Source organism: Polaromonas sp. P4_H1 (genome assembly GCF_056400945.1).
The window spans coordinates 113,007-127,629 of record NZ_JBFUKG010000008.1 but is presented as its reverse complement, the minus strand read 5'-3'; the positions used below and the strand labels follow the sequence as shown (position 1 = coordinate 127,629).

General features: G+C 59.6%; 15 protein-coding genes and 1 tRNA gene. All 16 read left to right on the top strand.

Features of this window, described 5'->3' with window-relative positions:
* Positions 1-5 precede the first annotated feature (5 nt).
* The 16 genes from tpiA (at position 6) to AC1DS5_RS12225 (ending at position 14,617) form a co-directional block, all read left to right on the top strand.
* Complete coding sequence (gene tpiA, locus AC1DS5_RS12300) at positions 6-773, top strand: triose-phosphate isomerase (protein WP_477718544.1); 768 nt, start codon at positions 6-8, stop codon at positions 771-773.
* Positions 774-806: 33 nt separating this feature from the next.
* On the top strand, positions 807-1,232 hold the full coding sequence (gene secG, locus AC1DS5_RS12295; protein WP_477718543.1) for a preprotein translocase subunit SecG: 426 nt from the start codon (positions 807-809) through the stop codon (positions 1,230-1,232).
* A gap of 118 nt (positions 1,233-1,350) precedes the next feature.
* Positions 1,351-1,435: transfer RNA gene (locus AC1DS5_RS12290), tRNA-Leu, on the top strand.
* A gap of 100 nt (positions 1,436-1,535) precedes the next feature.
* Positions 1,536-1,895, top strand: coding sequence for an NADH-quinone oxidoreductase subunit A (locus AC1DS5_RS12285; RefSeq protein WP_477718542.1), 360 nt, complete (start codon positions 1,536-1,538; stop codon positions 1,893-1,895).
* Between the two features lie 63 nt (positions 1,896-1,958).
* On the top strand, positions 1,959-2,438 hold the full coding sequence (locus AC1DS5_RS12280) for a NuoB/complex I 20 kDa subunit family protein (RefSeq protein ID WP_477718541.1): 480 nt from the start codon (positions 1,959-1,961) through the stop codon (positions 2,436-2,438).
* A complete protein-coding gene (locus tag AC1DS5_RS12275; RefSeq protein ID WP_477718540.1) occupies positions 2,438-3,049 on the top strand; it encodes an NADH-quinone oxidoreductase subunit C in 612 nt (203 codons plus the stop codon). The genes AC1DS5_RS12280 and AC1DS5_RS12275 overlap by 1 nt, the downstream gene beginning before the upstream one ends.
* Before the next feature lie 125 nt (positions 3,050-3,174).
* Positions 3,175-4,428, top strand: a complete 1,254-nt coding sequence (locus AC1DS5_RS12270) for an NADH-quinone oxidoreductase subunit D (protein WP_477718539.1) — start codon at positions 3,175-3,177, stop codon at positions 4,426-4,428.
* 17 nt (positions 4,429-4,445) lie between these two features.
* A complete protein-coding gene (nuoE, locus tag AC1DS5_RS12265; protein WP_477718538.1) occupies positions 4,446-4,934 on the top strand; it encodes an NADH-quinone oxidoreductase subunit NuoE in 489 nt (162 codons plus the stop codon).
* Between the two features lie 2 nt (positions 4,935-4,936).
* Positions 4,937-6,331 carry an NADH-quinone oxidoreductase subunit NuoF gene (gene nuoF / locus AC1DS5_RS12260; protein ID WP_477718537.1) on the top strand — a complete coding sequence of 465 codons (1,395 nt, stop codon included), beginning with the start codon at positions 4,937-4,939 and terminating at the stop codon, positions 6,329-6,331.
* A gap of 17 nt (positions 6,332-6,348) precedes the next feature.
* Positions 6,349-8,502, top strand: a complete 2,154-nt coding sequence (gene nuoG, locus AC1DS5_RS12255; protein WP_477718536.1) for an NADH-quinone oxidoreductase subunit NuoG — start codon at positions 6,349-6,351, stop codon at positions 8,500-8,502.
* Entirely contained in the window at positions 8,499-9,572 is a 1,074-nt protein-coding gene (gene nuoH, locus AC1DS5_RS12250; RefSeq protein WP_477718535.1) for an NADH-quinone oxidoreductase subunit NuoH, read from the top strand. The genes nuoG and nuoH overlap by 4 nt, the downstream gene beginning before the upstream one ends.
* Before the next feature lie 3 nt (positions 9,573-9,575).
* Complete coding sequence (gene nuoI / locus AC1DS5_RS12245) at positions 9,576-10,076, top strand: NADH-quinone oxidoreductase subunit NuoI (RefSeq protein WP_477718534.1); 501 nt, start codon at positions 9,576-9,578, stop codon at positions 10,074-10,076.
* Between the two features lie 45 nt (positions 10,077-10,121).
* Positions 10,122-10,775 (top strand): NADH-quinone oxidoreductase subunit J, encoded by a 654-nt coding sequence (locus tag AC1DS5_RS12240; protein WP_477718533.1) that lies wholly within the window; start codon positions 10,122-10,124, stop codon positions 10,773-10,775.
* Positions 10,772-11,080: an NADH-quinone oxidoreductase subunit NuoK gene (nuoK, locus tag AC1DS5_RS12235; protein WP_011484155.1), complete on the top strand. Its 309-nt coding sequence runs from the start codon at positions 10,772-10,774 to the stop codon at positions 11,078-11,080. Before AC1DS5_RS12240 ends, nuoK begins: the two co-directional genes overlap by 4 nt.
* 4 nt (positions 11,081-11,084) lie before the next feature.
* Entirely contained in the window at positions 11,085-13,121 is a 2,037-nt protein-coding gene (gene nuoL / locus AC1DS5_RS12230) for an NADH-quinone oxidoreductase subunit L (protein ID WP_477718532.1), read from the top strand.
* Positions 13,122-13,141: 20 nt separating this feature from the next.
* Entirely contained in the window at positions 13,142-14,617 is a 1,476-nt protein-coding gene (locus tag AC1DS5_RS12225; protein WP_477718531.1) for an NADH-quinone oxidoreductase subunit M, read from the top strand.
* The last annotated feature ends 6 nt before the right edge of the window (positions 14,618-14,623 follow it).

Sequence of the window (14,623 nt, the reverse complement as noted above, 5' to 3'; positions counted from 1 at the left end):
GCAGGATGAAAAAGCTGATTGCGGGAAACTGGAAGATGAACGGCAGCCTGGCTGCCAATGCCGCGTTGCTGGAGGCGCTGGGGGAAGGGTTGAAAGACCTGAGCCTCCCGCTCACCTGCGAGGTGGCCGTATGCGTACCCGCGCCCTACCTGGCGCAGGTTCACAGCCTGACGTCGGGCCAACCCAGCCTGTCGACCCTGGCGTTGGGGGCGCAGGATGTCTCCGCGCAAGCCTCCGGTGCCTACACCGGCGAGGTCAGTGCGGCCATGCTCAAGGATTTCGGCTGCCGCTATGCGATCGTGGGCCATTCCGAGCGTCGCCAGTACCACGGCGAAACAGATGCGCTGGTGGCCGACAAGGCCAGGGCTGCACTGGCGGCAGGGATCACGCCCATCGTCTGCATTGGTGAAACGCTGGCCGAGCGCGAAGGCGGCCACACGGAAGAGGTGGTCAAGCGCCAGCTCGCGGCGGTGATTCATGTCAACGGGCACTGCATCAGCGAGATCGTGGTGGCCTACGAACCCGTCTGGGCCATAGGCACTGGCAAAACGGCCTCGCCCGAAGAGGCGCAGGCGGTTCATGCGGTGCTGCGGGCCCAGCTCAAGGCGGCGACCGACCATCCGATGCGTGTGAAAATTCTGTATGGCGGCAGCATGAATGCGGCCAATGCGGCGACGCTCTTGGGCCAGCCCGACATCGATGGCGGCCTGATAGGCGGCGCCTCGCTCAAAGCCCCGGATTTTTTAAAAATTATTGCTGCAGCCCAGGTTTGACCGGCGCAGAACGCTATTAAATTAGGAGTAAATATGAACGTTGTATTGACCGTTGTCCTTGCCCTGCAAATGCTCGCCGCCTTAGGCATGATTGGCCTGATCCTGGTGCAGCACGGCAAAGGCGCCGACATGGGTGCAGCGTTTGGCAGCGGCGGCTCGGGCAGCCTGTTTGGCGCCAGTGGCAGCGCCAACTTTCTGTCCCGCACCACCGGCGTGCTGGCCGCGGTGTTTTTTGCCTGCACCCTGCTGCTGGCGTACTTCGGCAATGCGCAGCCGCGCACCAGTTCCAGCGTGCTGGAAGGGGCTGCTGTCTCGGGGTCCGCTTCGGCGCCCGCGCCCGCCGCGTCCGGGCCTGCCGCACAAATTCCGGGCACCACGGCACCTGCGGGCGCCAGGCCGGCAGTTCCTGTGCCGCCTGCACCCGCCGCATCGGGGGCTGCGCAAATCCCGACGAAATAACGTGATTAAAAGGTGTCGCGCCCAGCCGGGAGTGGCGCGATTTCAGGTTAAACTCTAAAGCTGTCTGGGAAGCTCAAAACCGCAAGGTTTCCTCATGCCATCCAGACAGCTGAATACCGCGGACGTGGTGAAATTGGTAGACACGCTATCTTGAGGGGGTAGTGCCGAAAGGTGTGCGAGTTCGAGTCTCGCCGTCCGCACCAGATTGACAAGCATCGGCAGCGGCGCTTTGGGCGAAGCTGTCGGGGCAAACGGCAAGCTGAAACAAGCCGCGCAGGTGGCTTTTCAGAAGTTGAATCCACGATGAACCTCGATCAATACCTTCCTGTTCTCCTGTTTATTCTGGTCGGTGTGGGTGTCGGTGTGGTGCCCCAGGTGCTGGGTCGTTTGCTGGGCCCGGTGCGTCCCGACAGCGAAAAAAATTCCCCCTACGAGTGCGGCTTCGAAGCTTTCGAGGATGCCCGCATGAAATTCGATGTGCGCTACTACCTGATCGCCATCCTCTTCATTCTTTTTGACCTCGAAATCGCGTTCCTTTTTCCCTGGGCGGTTGCGCTCAAGGAAGTCGGTCCGGTGGGTTTCTGGTCGGTCATGATTTTCCTGGGCATTCTGGTCGTGGGCTTTGTCTACGAGTGGAAAAAGGGTGCGCTGGACTGGGAATAAGAAAAGATCCCGAGGGTTCTTCGCGACGAGGTCGCCACCAAATCCACCAAATAAGGTACGGGTATGTCACTTGAAGGTGTTTTCAACGAAGGCTTCATGACCACGAGTTACGACTCGGTGGTCAACTGGGCCAAGACCGGGTCGCTGTGGCCCATGACTTTTGGTCTGGCCTGCTGCGCCGTGGAAATGATGCATGCGGGTGCGGCCCGTTATGACCTGGACCGTTTCGGCATGCTGTTTCGCCCCAGCCCGCGCCAGTCCGACCTGATGATTGTTGCCGGCACGCTGTGCAACAAGATGGGGCCCGCCCTGCGCAAGGTGTACGACCAGATGTCCGAGCCGCGCTGGGTGCTCTCCATGGGCTCCTGCGCCAACGGAGGCGGTTACTACCACTACAGTTATTCCGTGGTTCGCGGTTGCGACCGCATCGTTCCGGTGGATGTCTATGTGCCGGGCTGCCCGCCCACCGCCGAAGCGCTGTTGTACGGCATCATCCAGTTGCAGCAGAAAATTCGCCGCACCAATACGATCGCGAGGGCCTGATGCTGTCCTCGTTTCCCGTTTCCGCCACGCAGCTTGGCGACACCATCGCGGCGGTGCTCGGCGACAAGGTCAAGAGCCTGAAGATCGCGCTGGGTGAGGTGACCGTGACGGTCGGCGCCGCCGATTACCTCGCGTCGGCCGTTCTGTTGCGCGATGCGGCAGGCTGCCGCTTCGAGCAGCTGATTGACCTGTGCGGCCTGGACTACTCCGAATACAAGGATGGTCAGTACGATGGCCTGCGCTACTGCGTTGCCACGCATCTGCTGTCGGTCAGCCTGAACCAGCGCGTGCGGCTCAAGGTGTTTTGCCCTGACGACGATTTTCCGGTCGTTGATTCGCTCAACGGTGTGTGGAACTCGGCGAACTGGTTCGAGCGCGAAGCGTTTGACCTCTACGGCATCATCTTTGAAGGCCACAACGATCTGCGTCGCATCCTGACCGACTACGGTTTTATCGGCCATCCTTTCCGCAAGGATTTTCCGACCACGGGCCATGTGGAAATGCGCTATGACGCCGAGCAAAAGCGCGTGATTTACCAGCCGGTCACCATCGAGCCCCGCGAGATCACGCCGCGCGTGATTCGTGAGGACAACTACGGTGGCCTTCAATGAGCCCCCACGCTCGTCACTGCGTGAGCCTGCGGCAGTTCGCTGCCCCTTGCACTAAAGAGTGGGGCGCTGCCTTGCTTGGGGCGGCCCGGCGCGGCGGCATTAGCACTGCAAAAATTTGGTAGACCATGGCTGAAATCAAAAACTACACGCTCAATTTTGGACCGCAGCATCCGGCGGCACATGGCGTTTTGCGCCTCGTGCTGGAGCTTGATGGTGAGGTCATCCAGCGCGCCGACCCGCACATCGGCCTGCTGCACCGCGCCACTGAAAAACTGGCCGAAAGCAAAACCTACATCCAGTCGCTGCCCTACATGGACAGGCTCGACTATGTGTCGATGATGTCCAACGAGCAGGCCTACTGCCTGGCCATCGAGAAATTGCTGGGCGTGGATGTGCCCATACGTGCGCAATACATTCGCGTGATGTACGCGGAAATCACGCGGCTGCTCAACCATCTGCTGTGGCTGGGTGCGCATGGTCTCGATTGCGGTGCGATGAACATCCTGATTTACTGTTTTCGCGAACGCGAGGCGCTGTTTGACATGTACGAGGCCGTCTCGGGTGCGCGCATGCATGCGGCCTACTTCCGGCCGGGAGGTGTTTACCGCGACCTGCCCGATACCATGCCGCAGTACCGGGTCAGCAAGATCAAGAACGCCAAGGCCATTGCGGCGCTGAACGAAAACCGCCAGGGCTCCCTGCTCGACTTCATTGACGACTTCGTGGCCAAATTCCCCAAGCTGGTTGACGAGTACGAAACCCTGTTGACCGACAACCGCATCTGGAAGCAGCGCACCGTGGGTGTGGGGGTTGTGTCGCCCGAGCGCGCGCTCAACCTCGGTTTCACCGGCCCCATGCTCCGGGGCTCCGGTTTTGCCTGGGACCTGCGCAAGCAGCAGCCCTATGACGTCTACGACCGCATGGATTTCGACATTCCCGTTGGGAAAACCGGCGATTGCTACGACCGCTACCTGGTTCGCATTGAGGAGATGCGCCAGTCCAACCGCATCATCAAGCAATGCATCGACTGGCTGCGCGTCAACCCCGGCCCGGTGATTACCAGCAACCACAAGGTCGCGGCACCTGACCGCGAATCCATGAAGACCAACATGGAAGAGCTGATTCACCACTTCAAGCTCTTCACCGAAGGTTTTCACGTGCCCGAGGGCGAGGCCTATGCGGCTGTCGAGCATCCCAAGGGTGAGTTCGGCATTTACATCGTCAGCGATGGCGCCAACAAGCCATACCGCCTGAAAATCCGCCCGCCCGGCTTCCCGCACCTGGCGGCCATGGACGAAATGTCGCGCGGCCACATGATCGCCGACGCCGTCGCCGTGATCGGCACCATGGACATTGTGTTCGGTGAAATTGATCGCTAAACCTGATGATTTCAACCATGATTTCTGAACAAACCAAAGCCCGTTTTGACCGCGAGGTTGCCAAGTACCCTGCGGACCAGAAGCAGTCAGCCGTGATGGCCTGCCTCACGATCGTGCAGGAAGAGCAGGGCTTTGTCAGTGCCGAGAGCGAGAAGCTGGTGGCCGACTACCTGGGCATGGCGCCGATCGCCGTGCACGAAGTCACCACCTTCTACAACATGTACAACCAGCAGCCGGTGGGCAAGTACAAACTCAATGTCTGCACCAACCTGCCGTGCCAGTTGCGCGATGGCGCCAAGGCGCTCAAGCACCTGGAGCACAAGCTGGGAATTTCCATGGGCCAGACAACGGCCGACGGCCTGTTCACGCTGCAGCAGTCCGAATGCCTGGGGGCCTGCGCGGACTCCCCGGTGATGCTGGTCAACGACCTCACGATGTGCAGCTTCATGAGCGATGAGAAACTGGACCAGCTCATCGATGGTCTCAAATCCGCCGAGGCGAAATAAGCATGACGCTCTCAAGCAACCTCCCTGACACTGCGGCGCAGAACGTGCTGGCGCAATTTGCGGCAACGGGCGTGCAGACCTGTTTTCATGGCCGGCATATCGAGCCGCAAATTCTTGCAGACCTTGATGGCAGCAACTGGCGTCTGAAGGACTACGAAGCGCGCGGTGGCTACCAGGCCCTGCGCAAAATCCTCAGCAAGGATGGTGGCGAAGGATTGACACCGGACCAGGTGATTGCCGAAGTCAAGGCGAGCAGTCTGCGCGGCCGTGGTGGCGCGGGTTTTCCGACCGGGCTGAAGTGGAGCTTCATGCCGCGCCAGTTCCCCGGGCAGAAGTACCTGGTGTGCAACTCCGACGAAGGCGAGCCGGGCACCTGCAAAGACCGCGACATCATGCAGTACAACCCGCACAGCGTGATCGAGGGCATGGCGATTGCGGCTTATGCGATGGGCATCAGCGTCGGCTACAACTACATCCATGGCGAGATTTTTACGACCTACCGGCGCTTTGAAGAAGCGCTTGACGAGGCCCGGGCTGCCGGCCTGATCGGCGAGAAGATTCTCGGCAGCAGCTTCACTTTCCAGCTCCATGCCTCGCATGGTTTTGGGGCCTATATTTGCGGCGAAGAAACCGCTTTGCTGGAATCGCTGGAAGGCAAAAAAGGCCAACCCCGCTTCAAGCCGCCATTTCCTGCCAGCTTTGGTTTGTACGGCAAACCCACCACCATCAACAACACCGAAACATTCGCCGCCGTGCCGTGGATCATCCGCAATGGCGGCCAGGCCTACCTGGAGTGCGGCAAGCCCAACAACGGTGGTACCAAGATTTACTCGGTTTCCGGCGACGTCGAATTGCCCGGCAACTACGAGGTGCCCATGGGTACACCCTTTGCCAAACTGCTGGAACTGGCGGGCGGCGTGCGCAAGGGCCGCACGCTCAAGGCGGTTATTCCCGGTGGTTCATCCGCGCCGGTGCTGCCGGCTTCCATCATGATGGATTGCACGATGGACTACGACTCCATCGCCAAGGCTGGTTCCATGCTGGGCTCGGGCGCGGTGATCGTGATGGACGACAGCCGTTGCATGGTCGAGTCGCTCAAGCGCCTGTCATACTTTTACATGCACGAGTCCTGCGGGCAATGCACGCCCTGCCGCGAAGGCACGGGCTGGCTGTGGCGCGTCGTGGACCGTATCCATAACGGCCACGGCAAGCAAACCGACATGGACCTGCTCAACTCGGTGGCCGACAACATTCAGGGCCGCACCATCTGTGCGCTGGGTGATGCCGCCGCGATGCCGGTCCGCGCGATGATCAAGCATTTTCGCCATGAGTTCGAGGCCATGATCAAAACACAGACACCACAAGCCGCCTCAGCCCAAGCTGCAACACCGGCCTGATTGCGGAAAGAAAACATATGGTTGAAATAGAACTCGACGGCCAGAAAGTGGAAGTGCTCGAAGGCAGCACGGTCATGCATGCTGCTGAAAAAGCCGGCACCTACATTCCGCATTTTTGCTACCACAAGAAGCTCTCCATTGCGGCGAACTGCCGCATGTGCCTGGTGGACATAGAGAAGGCGCCCAAGCCGATGCCAGCCTGCGCCACGCCGGTGACGCAGGGCATGATCGTGCACACCAAGAATGAAAAAGCCATCAAGGCCCAAAAGGGCGTGATGGAGTTTTTGCTGATCAACCACCCGCTGGATTGCCCCATCTGCGACCAGGGCGGCGAATGCCAGCTGCAGGACCTGGCCGTGGGTTACGGTGGCGGCGAGTCGCGCTACGAAGAAGAAAAACGCGTCGTGTTCCACAAGGACGTGGGTCCGCTGATTTCCATGCAGGAAATGAGCCGCTGCATTCACTGCACCCGGTGCGTGCGTTTTGGCCAGGAAATCGCCGGCGTGATGGAGCTGGGCATGTCGCACCGCGGCGAGCATGCTGAAATTGAAACATTCGTTGGAATGTCGGTGGACTCCGAACTGTCCGGAAACATGATCGACCTCTGCCCGGTCGGTGCGTTGACCAGCAAGCCGTTTCGCTACAGCGCCCGTACCTGGGAGCTGTCGCGCCGCAAATCAATCAGCCCGCACGACTCCACCGGCGCCAACCTGATTGTCCAGGTCAAGAGCAACAAGGTCATGCGTGTGGTGCCGCTGGAGAATGAAGACGTCAACGAATGCTGGATCGCCGACCGCGACCGATTTTCCTATGAAGCCCTGAACAGCGACGAGCGGCTGACCACCCCGATGCTCAAGCAGGGCGGGGTATGGAAGACGGTCGACTGGCAGACTGCGCTTGAATACGTGGCCAATGGCCTGAAACAGATCAAGGCCGATCACGGCGCCGCCAGCATCGGCACACTGGCCAGCCCCCACAGCACGCTGGAAGAACTGTACCTGGCCGCCTCGCTCATGCGCGGCCTGGGCAGTGAGAATATCGACTACCGTTTGCGCCACGCGGAATTTTCGGCGTCTCCGTCCATCCGCTGGCTCGGCACCTCCATTGCGTCGCTGTCGCAATTGCAACGCGTGCTGGTGGTCGGCTCCAACCTGCGCAAGGACCACCCCCTGTTTGCGCAGCGCATTCGCCAGTCGGTTCGCAAGGGATGTACGCTCAGTGCCATCAATTCGGTAGCCGAACTGGCTTCGGCAGATGCTTGGGCCATGCCGGTGACCCACGCGCTGATGGCCGGACCGGACACCTGGGCGCAGGCTCTCGCCGATGTGGCCACGGCGATTGCCGCCGAAAAGGGTGTGTCCGCACCTGCAGCCGGGCAGGCCACCGATGCCGCCAAGGCGATTGCCACGTCATTGCTGGGTGGTGAGCGCAAAGCCGTCCTGCTGGGCAATGCCGCGGCCCACCATGCCAATGCATCCAGCCTGCTGGCTCTGGCTGGCTGGATTGCCAGGCAGACCGGCGCGACCGTTGGCTACCTGACCGAAGCGGCCAACACCGTAGGTGCTCAGCTGGCGGGTGCCTTGCCGGGCAACCATGGCCTCAATGCCGCGCAGATGCTGGACGGCAAGCTGAAAGCGGTCATCCTGCTGAACAACGAACCCGAGTTTGACTCGGCGGCAGGCGCCCGGGCCAAAGCGTCGCTGAATACCGCCCAGATGGTTGTCACGCTGAGCCCCTTCAAGGCCAATATGGACTTCAGCGACGTGCTGTTGCCGATCGCTCCGTTCACGGAAACGCCCGGTACGTTTGTCAACGCAGAGGGGCGCGTGCAGGGTTTTCATGCGGTCGTCAAACCTCTGGGCGAGACGCGTCCGGCCTGGAAAGTCTTGCGCGTCCTGGCCAACCTGCTCGGTTTGCCTGGTTTTGATTTTGAGTCCTCGCAGGATGTGCTCAAGCAGATTGCCGGCGTGGACGCTGCTCTGGTTCCAGCCGACAGGCTGGGCAACGCCAGCGAAGCCGACATCACCTTGGTCGCAGCAGGCCCTGTACCCGCCGTTGCCAAAATTTACCAGCTTGACGGACTGGTCAGGCGTGCCACCTCGCTGCAGCTGACCGCCGATGCGCGCCAAGGCGCCCGGCTTGAACCAAGGCTGGAAGGAGCCGGCGCATGATTGACACAGTGTATGGTTTTGGCCAGGGCTTGATGGGTGGCATCTGGCCGGCCACGGTCTGGCCCGTGTTGTGGGCGCTCATCAAGATCGTCTGCGTCCTGCTGCCCCTGATGGGCTGCGTTGCCTATCTCACCCTGTGGGAGCGCAAGGCCATCGGTTTTACCCAGATCCGCCTGGGCCCCAACCGCGTGGGTCCCTCCGGCCTGTTGCAGCCGATTGCGGATGCGCTCAAGCTGCTCACCAAGGAGATCATCATCCCGACGGCCGCCAGCAAGGGCCTGTTCGTGCTGGGACCGATCATGACCATCATGCCGGCGCTGGCTGCCTGGGCGGTCGTGCCTTTTGGCCCCGACGTTGCACTGGCCAATATCAATGCCGGACTGCTGTTCCTGATGGCCATCACCTCGATGGAGGTGTACGGCGTGATCATTGCGGGCTGGGCCTCGAACTCCAAGTACGCCTTCCTTGGGGCCATGCGCGCGTCGGCCCAAATGGTGAGCTATGAAATCGCCATGGGCTTTTGCCTGGTGGTGGTTCTCATGGTGTCGGGCAGCCTCAACATGACCGACATCGTGATGAGCCAGGGCAAGGGAACTTTGGCCAGCCATGGCTGGACTTTCCTGTCCTGGAACTGGCTGCCGTTGTTGCCGATCTTTGTCGTGTACTTCATCTCCGGCCTGGCCGAGACCAACCGCCATCCGTTTGACGTGGTCGAAGGCGAGTCCGAAATCGTGGCCGGCCATATGGTCGAATACTCGGGCATGGCCTTCGCAATGTTCTTCCTCGCCGAATACGCGAACATGTGGCTGGTCGCCATCCTGGCCGTGCTGCTGTTCCTGGGCGGCTGGTTGCCGCCCGTCGAAGCCCTGAGCTTCATTCCGGGCTGGATCTGGTTGGGCGCCAAGACCTTTGTTGTGGTCACCATGTTCCTGTGGGTGCGCGCCACCTTCCCGCGTTTTCGTTACGACCAGATCATGCGCCTGGGCTGGAAGATCTTCATTCCCGTGACCCTGGTCTGGCTGGTGGTCGTTGGGGCCTGGATGCAGACCCCCTACAACATCTGGAAATAAACCATGTCTTCCGCAGTCGCCTCCGTCAAGGATTTTGTTTCGAGCTTCATGCTCACCGAGCTGTTCAAGGGCATGGCCCTGACCGGCAAGTACATGTTCAGCCGCAAGATCACGGTTCAGTTTCCCGAAGAGAAAACTCCGCTGAGCCCGCGTTTCCGGGGACTGCACGCGTTGCGCCGTTATGAAAACGGCGAAGAGCGCTGCATTGCCTGCAAGCTTTGCGAGGCGATTTGCCCGGCACTGGCCATCACCATCGAATCTGACGTGCGGGACGACGGCAGCCGTCGCACCTCGCGCTACGACATCGATCTGACCAAATGCATTTTTTGCGGTTTCTGCGAGGAAGCCTGCCCGGTGGACGCAATTGTCGAGACCCACATCTTTGAATACCACGGTGAAAAACGTGGTGACCTGTATTTCACCAAAGAGATGCTGCTGGCCGTGGGCGACCGCTATGAGGCCGAAATTGCCGCCAACAGGGCGGCTGACGCCAAATACCGTTGAACCACCTCGCCACGCAAGCCGGCTCAAGAAAGAATCCACAACAACATGGACGCTAAAACAGGTCTTTTTTATGTCTTTGCCGCGGTGCTGCTGTTTGCGGCATTCCGGGTGATTACCGCGCGCAATCCGGTGCATGCAGCGCTGTACCTGGTGCTGGCATTTTTCCAGGCGGCCGCCGTCTGGATTTTGCTGAAGGCCGAGTTTCTGGCCATCACGCTGGTGCTTGTCTACGTCGGCGCCGTCATGGTGCTCTTTCTCTTCGTGGTCATGATGCTGGACATCAATCTTGACAGCGTGCGCAAGGGCTTCTGGAAGCATTTCCCGCTGGCCGGCTCGGTGGGTGCCATCATCGCGCTGGAGATGTCTTATGTGCTGATGGGGGGGTTCCGCGAGCCTCCCAAAGTGGCCACTGCACCGGGACAGATTGGCGCGCAGGTCTCCAACACCAAAGAGCTGGGAAAGCTCCTGTATTCGGAATACCTCTACCCGCTGGAAGTTGCGGCGGTGATCCTGCTGGTGGCCATGATTGCCGCCATTGCACTGACCTTGCGTGAACGCAAAGACTCCAAATACATCAATCCTTCCGATCAGGTCCGGGTCAAGCGGGGAGACCGGGTCAGCCTGGTCAAGATGAAGTCTGTGGTCGCCGCACCTGCTACTTTGGGTACGGCAACTCCCATCGAGGAAAAACAATCATGATGCTCACGCTGGGACATTTTCTTTCGCTGGGCGCCATGCTGTTTGCGCTGTCGGTCATCGGTATTTTTTTGAACCGAAAAAATCTGATTATTTTGCTCATGGCCATTGAGCTCATGCTGCTGGCGGTCAACATGAATTTTGTGGCGTTTTCCTACTACCTGAACGACATGGCCGGGCAGGTGTTTGTGTTTTTCATCCTGACCGTCGCCGCCGCCGAATCCGCCATCGGCCTGGCCATCCTGGTGCTGCTGTTCCGCAACAAGTCCAGCATCAACGTCGACGAACTCAACACGCTCCAGGGTTAAAACAATGAGCGCAACCCTTTCTGCATCAACATTGCTGGCCGTTCCGCTGGCACCGCTGGCCGGCGCCTTGCTGGCCGGTATTCTGGGCACCTCCTTTGGTGGCAACTGGATAGGCCGCCGCCTGTCCCACACCTTCACCATTCTGGGTGTGCTGGTGGCTTTCGTCATCTCGGCCATGACGCTCAAAAGCGTGGCGCTTGAGGGGGCTCGCTTCAATGAAACGCTCTACACCTGGATGGTGGTGGGCGGTCTGAAGATGGAAATCGGCTTCCTGGTCGATGGTCTGACGGCCATGATGATGTGCGTGGTGACTTTTGTCTCGCTCATGGTGCACATCTACACGATTGGCTACATGGAAGAGGACGACGGCTACAACCGCTTCTTTGCCTATATTTCGCTCTTCACTTTCTCCATGCTGATGCTGGTGATGAGCAACAACATGCTGCAGCTGTTCTTCGGCTGGGAAGCGGTGGGCCTGGTTTCCTACCTGCTGATCGGCTTCTGGTTCAACAAGCCGAGCGCCATTTTTGCCAACATGAAGGCCTTCATCGTCAACCGTGTGGGGGACTTCGGCTTCATCCTGGGTATTGGTCTCATTGCAGCCTACGCCGGTACGCTCAACTATGCCGAAGCCTTTGCCAAGGCGGACGAGCTGTCCAGACTGGTGTTCCCGGGAACCGGCTGGATGCTGATTACCGTGATCTGCATCTGCCTATTTATCGGCGCCATGGGCAAGTCGGCCCAGTTCCCACTGCATGTGTGGCTTCCCGATTCCATGGAAGGCCCGACCCCGATTTCCGCGCTGATTCATGCGGCCACCATGGTGACGGCCGGTATCTTCATGGTGGCGCGCATGTCACCGCTGTTTGAGCTCAGTGATACCGCACTCAGCTTCATCATGGTGATCGGAGCGATCACGGCACTGTTCATGGGCTTTCTCGGCATCATCCAGAACGACATCAAGCGCGTGGTGGCTTACTCCACCCTGTCGCAGCTGGGTTACATGACGGTGGCGCTGGGTGCTTCCGCCTACTCCGTGGCCGTGTTCCATCTGATGACGCACGCTTTCTTCAAGGCCCTGCTGTTTCTGGCAGCCGGCTCGGTGATCATCGGCCTGCACCACAACCAGGACATCCGCTGGATGGGCGGCGTGCGCAAGTACATGCCCATCACCTGGATCACCTCGCTGCTGGGATCGCTTGCGCTGATCGGCACACCGCTGTTCGCCGGCTTTTATTCCAAGGACAGCATTATTGAGGCCGTGCATGAAAGCCACCTGGCGGGCGCCGGTTTTGCACATTTCGCGGTGCTGGCCGGCGTGTTCGTGACGGCCTTCTATTCCTTCCGCATGTACTTCCTGGTGTTCCACGGCAAAGAGCGGTTTGACCAAAACCCCGATGGACATCACCATGACGCCAGCGAGGAGCCGGATCCGCACCACCATCGCGAAGAACATCAGCCACCGCACGAGTCGCCGTGGGTGGTCACGGTACCGCTGATTCTGCTGGCCATTCCGTCGGTGGTCATCGGCTTCATGACGATCCAGCCCATGCTGTTTGGCGAGTTCCTCAAGGACGCAATTTTCTTCAATGCCGAAAAGCATCCCGCGATGGAGGAGTTGGCCAAAGCCTTCCACGGCCCGGCGCAAATGGCGTTGCACGGCCTGATGACGGCACCGTTCTGGCTGGCGCTGTCGGGCGTGGTGCTGGCGTATTACATGTACCTGGTCAACCCCGCGCTGCCCGCGCGCATCAAGCGCGCGGTGCAACCCCTCTACACCTTGCTCGAGAACAAATACTACTTCGACTGGTTCAATGAGAACGTGCTGGCCCGCGCAACGCGTGCGATAGGTACGGGTCTGTGGCGGGGCGGCGACGAGGCGCTGATCGACGGCGCACTGGTCAACGGCTCGTGGAAGCTGGTGGGCTGGGTATCGGGTGTCGTGCGCCGTTTGCAATCGGGCTATATCTACCACTACGCCTTCGGCATGATTGTCGGCGTCTTTGTGTTGATGACGTATTTCGTCTGGCTCAATAAATAAAACATCAAGGAAGAACAAGAATGGGTTTGTTGAGCCTTGCCATCTGGATGCCGATTATTTTCGGTGTCGTGTTGCTGGCGCTGGGTCGTGACGAGCAGGCACGCAGTGTGCGCTGGATCGCGCTGATCGGTGCCGTGGTCAGTTTTCTGGTGACATTGCCCCTATATGACGGCTTTCAGCTGGGTACTTCGGCCATGCAGTTCGTCGAAAAAGGTCCCTGGATACAGCGCTTCAATGTCAATTACCACCTCGGCGTGGACGGCATCTCGCTGTGGTTTGTGCTGCTGACCGCTTTCATCAATGTGGTGGTCATCATTGCCGGCTGGGAAGTGATTACGACGCGTGTGAATCAGTACATGGCGGCCTTCCTGATTCTCAGCGGGCTCATGATTGGCGTGTTTACCGCGCTGGACGGCCTGTTGTTTTACGTGTTCTTCGAAGCCACGCTGATTCCGATGTACCTGATCATCGGTATCTGGGGTGGCCCGAACAAGATCTACGCCGCTTTCAAGTTTTTCCTGTACACGCTGATTGGCTCACTGTTGTTGCTGGTTGCGCTGATTTTTCTGTACAACAAGTCGGGCGGCAGTTTTGACATTCTCACGTGGCACAAGCTGCCGCTGGGCGGTACGGTGCAGACCCTGCTGTTCTTCGCCCTCTTTGCCGCGTTCGCGGTGAAGGTGCCGATGTGGCCCGTCCACACCTGGTTGCCCGACGTGCACGTCGAGGCCCCCACAGGCGGCTCGGCCGTGCTGGCTGCCATCATGCTCAAGCTGGGCGCATATGGTTTCCTGCGTTTTTCAATGCCGATCGCACCGGACGCCACCCACGAATGGGCCTGGCTGATGATTGGCTTGTCGCTGATTGCCGTGATTTATGTCGGGCTGGTAGCCCTGGTGCAGCAAGACATGAAAAAACTGGTGGCCTATTCGTCGGTGGCGCATATGGGTTTTGTCACTCTGGGTTTCTTCATCTTCAGTGACCTGGGTGTTTCAGGCGGTATCGTGCAGATGATCTCCCACGGTTTTGTGTCGGGCGCCATGTTCCTGTGCATCGGCGTGCTGTACGACCGCGTTCACTCGCGCGAGATCGCCAGCTACGGCGGCGTGGTCAACACCATGCCCAAGTTTGCAGCGTTTTCCTTGCTGTTTGCCATGGCCAACTGCGGCTTGCCGGGCACGGCCGGTTTTGTCGGCGAATGGATGGTCATTCTGGGCGCTGTCAAGTCCAACTTCTGGATGGGCGCCGCCGCCGCGACGGCACTGATTTTTGGTGCCGCCTACACGCTGTGGATGTTCAAGCGTGTCTACCTCGGGCCGGTCGCCAACGATGACGTCAAGGCCCTGACCGATATCAACAGCCGTGAATTTTTGACGCTTGCCTTGCTGGCGATCGCCGTGCTGTACATGGGTATTTATCCCAAACCGTTTACCGACGTGATGGACACCTCGGTGGCGGACCTGCTCAAGCATGTGGCCGTATCGAAACTGAACTAGGCAAAG

Coding starts and splice junctions, on each gene's coding strand:
- secG (WP_477718543.1), top strand. CDS start 807: ATGAACGTTGTATTGACCGTTGTCCTTGCCCTGCAAATGCTCGCCGCC.
- nuoH (WP_477718535.1), top strand. CDS start 8,499: ATGATTGACACAGTGTATGGTTTTGGCCAGGGCTTGATGGGTGGCATC.
- AC1DS5_RS12225 (WP_477718531.1), top strand. CDS start 13,142: ATGGGTTTGTTGAGCCTTGCCATCTGGATGCCGATTATTTTCGGTGTC.
- nuoF (WP_477718537.1), top strand. CDS start 4,937: ATGACGCTCTCAAGCAACCTCCCTGACACTGCGGCGCAGAACGTGCTG.
- nuoE (WP_477718538.1), top strand. CDS start 4,446: ATGATTTCTGAACAAACCAAAGCCCGTTTTGACCGCGAGGTTGCCAAG.
- AC1DS5_RS12240 (WP_477718533.1), top strand. CDS start 10,122: ATGGACGCTAAAACAGGTCTTTTTTATGTCTTTGCCGCGGTGCTGCTG.
- nuoI (WP_477718534.1), top strand. CDS start 9,576: ATGTCTTCCGCAGTCGCCTCCGTCAAGGATTTTGTTTCGAGCTTCATG.
- nuoK (WP_011484155.1), top strand. CDS start 10,772: ATGATGCTCACGCTGGGACATTTTCTTTCGCTGGGCGCCATGCTGTTT.
- AC1DS5_RS12275 (WP_477718540.1), top strand. CDS start 2,438: ATGCTGTCCTCGTTTCCCGTTTCCGCCACGCAGCTTGGCGACACCATC.
- nuoL (WP_477718532.1), top strand. CDS start 11,085: ATGAGCGCAACCCTTTCTGCATCAACATTGCTGGCCGTTCCGCTGGCA.
- tpiA (WP_477718544.1), top strand. CDS start 6: ATGAAAAAGCTGATTGCGGGAAACTGGAAGATGAACGGCAGCCTGGCT.
- AC1DS5_RS12280 (WP_477718541.1), top strand. CDS start 1,959: ATGTCACTTGAAGGTGTTTTCAACGAAGGCTTCATGACCACGAGTTAC.
- AC1DS5_RS12270 (WP_477718539.1), top strand. CDS start 3,175: ATGGCTGAAATCAAAAACTACACGCTCAATTTTGGACCGCAGCATCCG.
- AC1DS5_RS12285 (WP_477718542.1), top strand. CDS start 1,536: ATGAACCTCGATCAATACCTTCCTGTTCTCCTGTTTATTCTGGTCGGT.
- nuoG (WP_477718536.1), top strand. CDS start 6,349: ATGGTTGAAATAGAACTCGACGGCCAGAAAGTGGAAGTGCTCGAAGGC.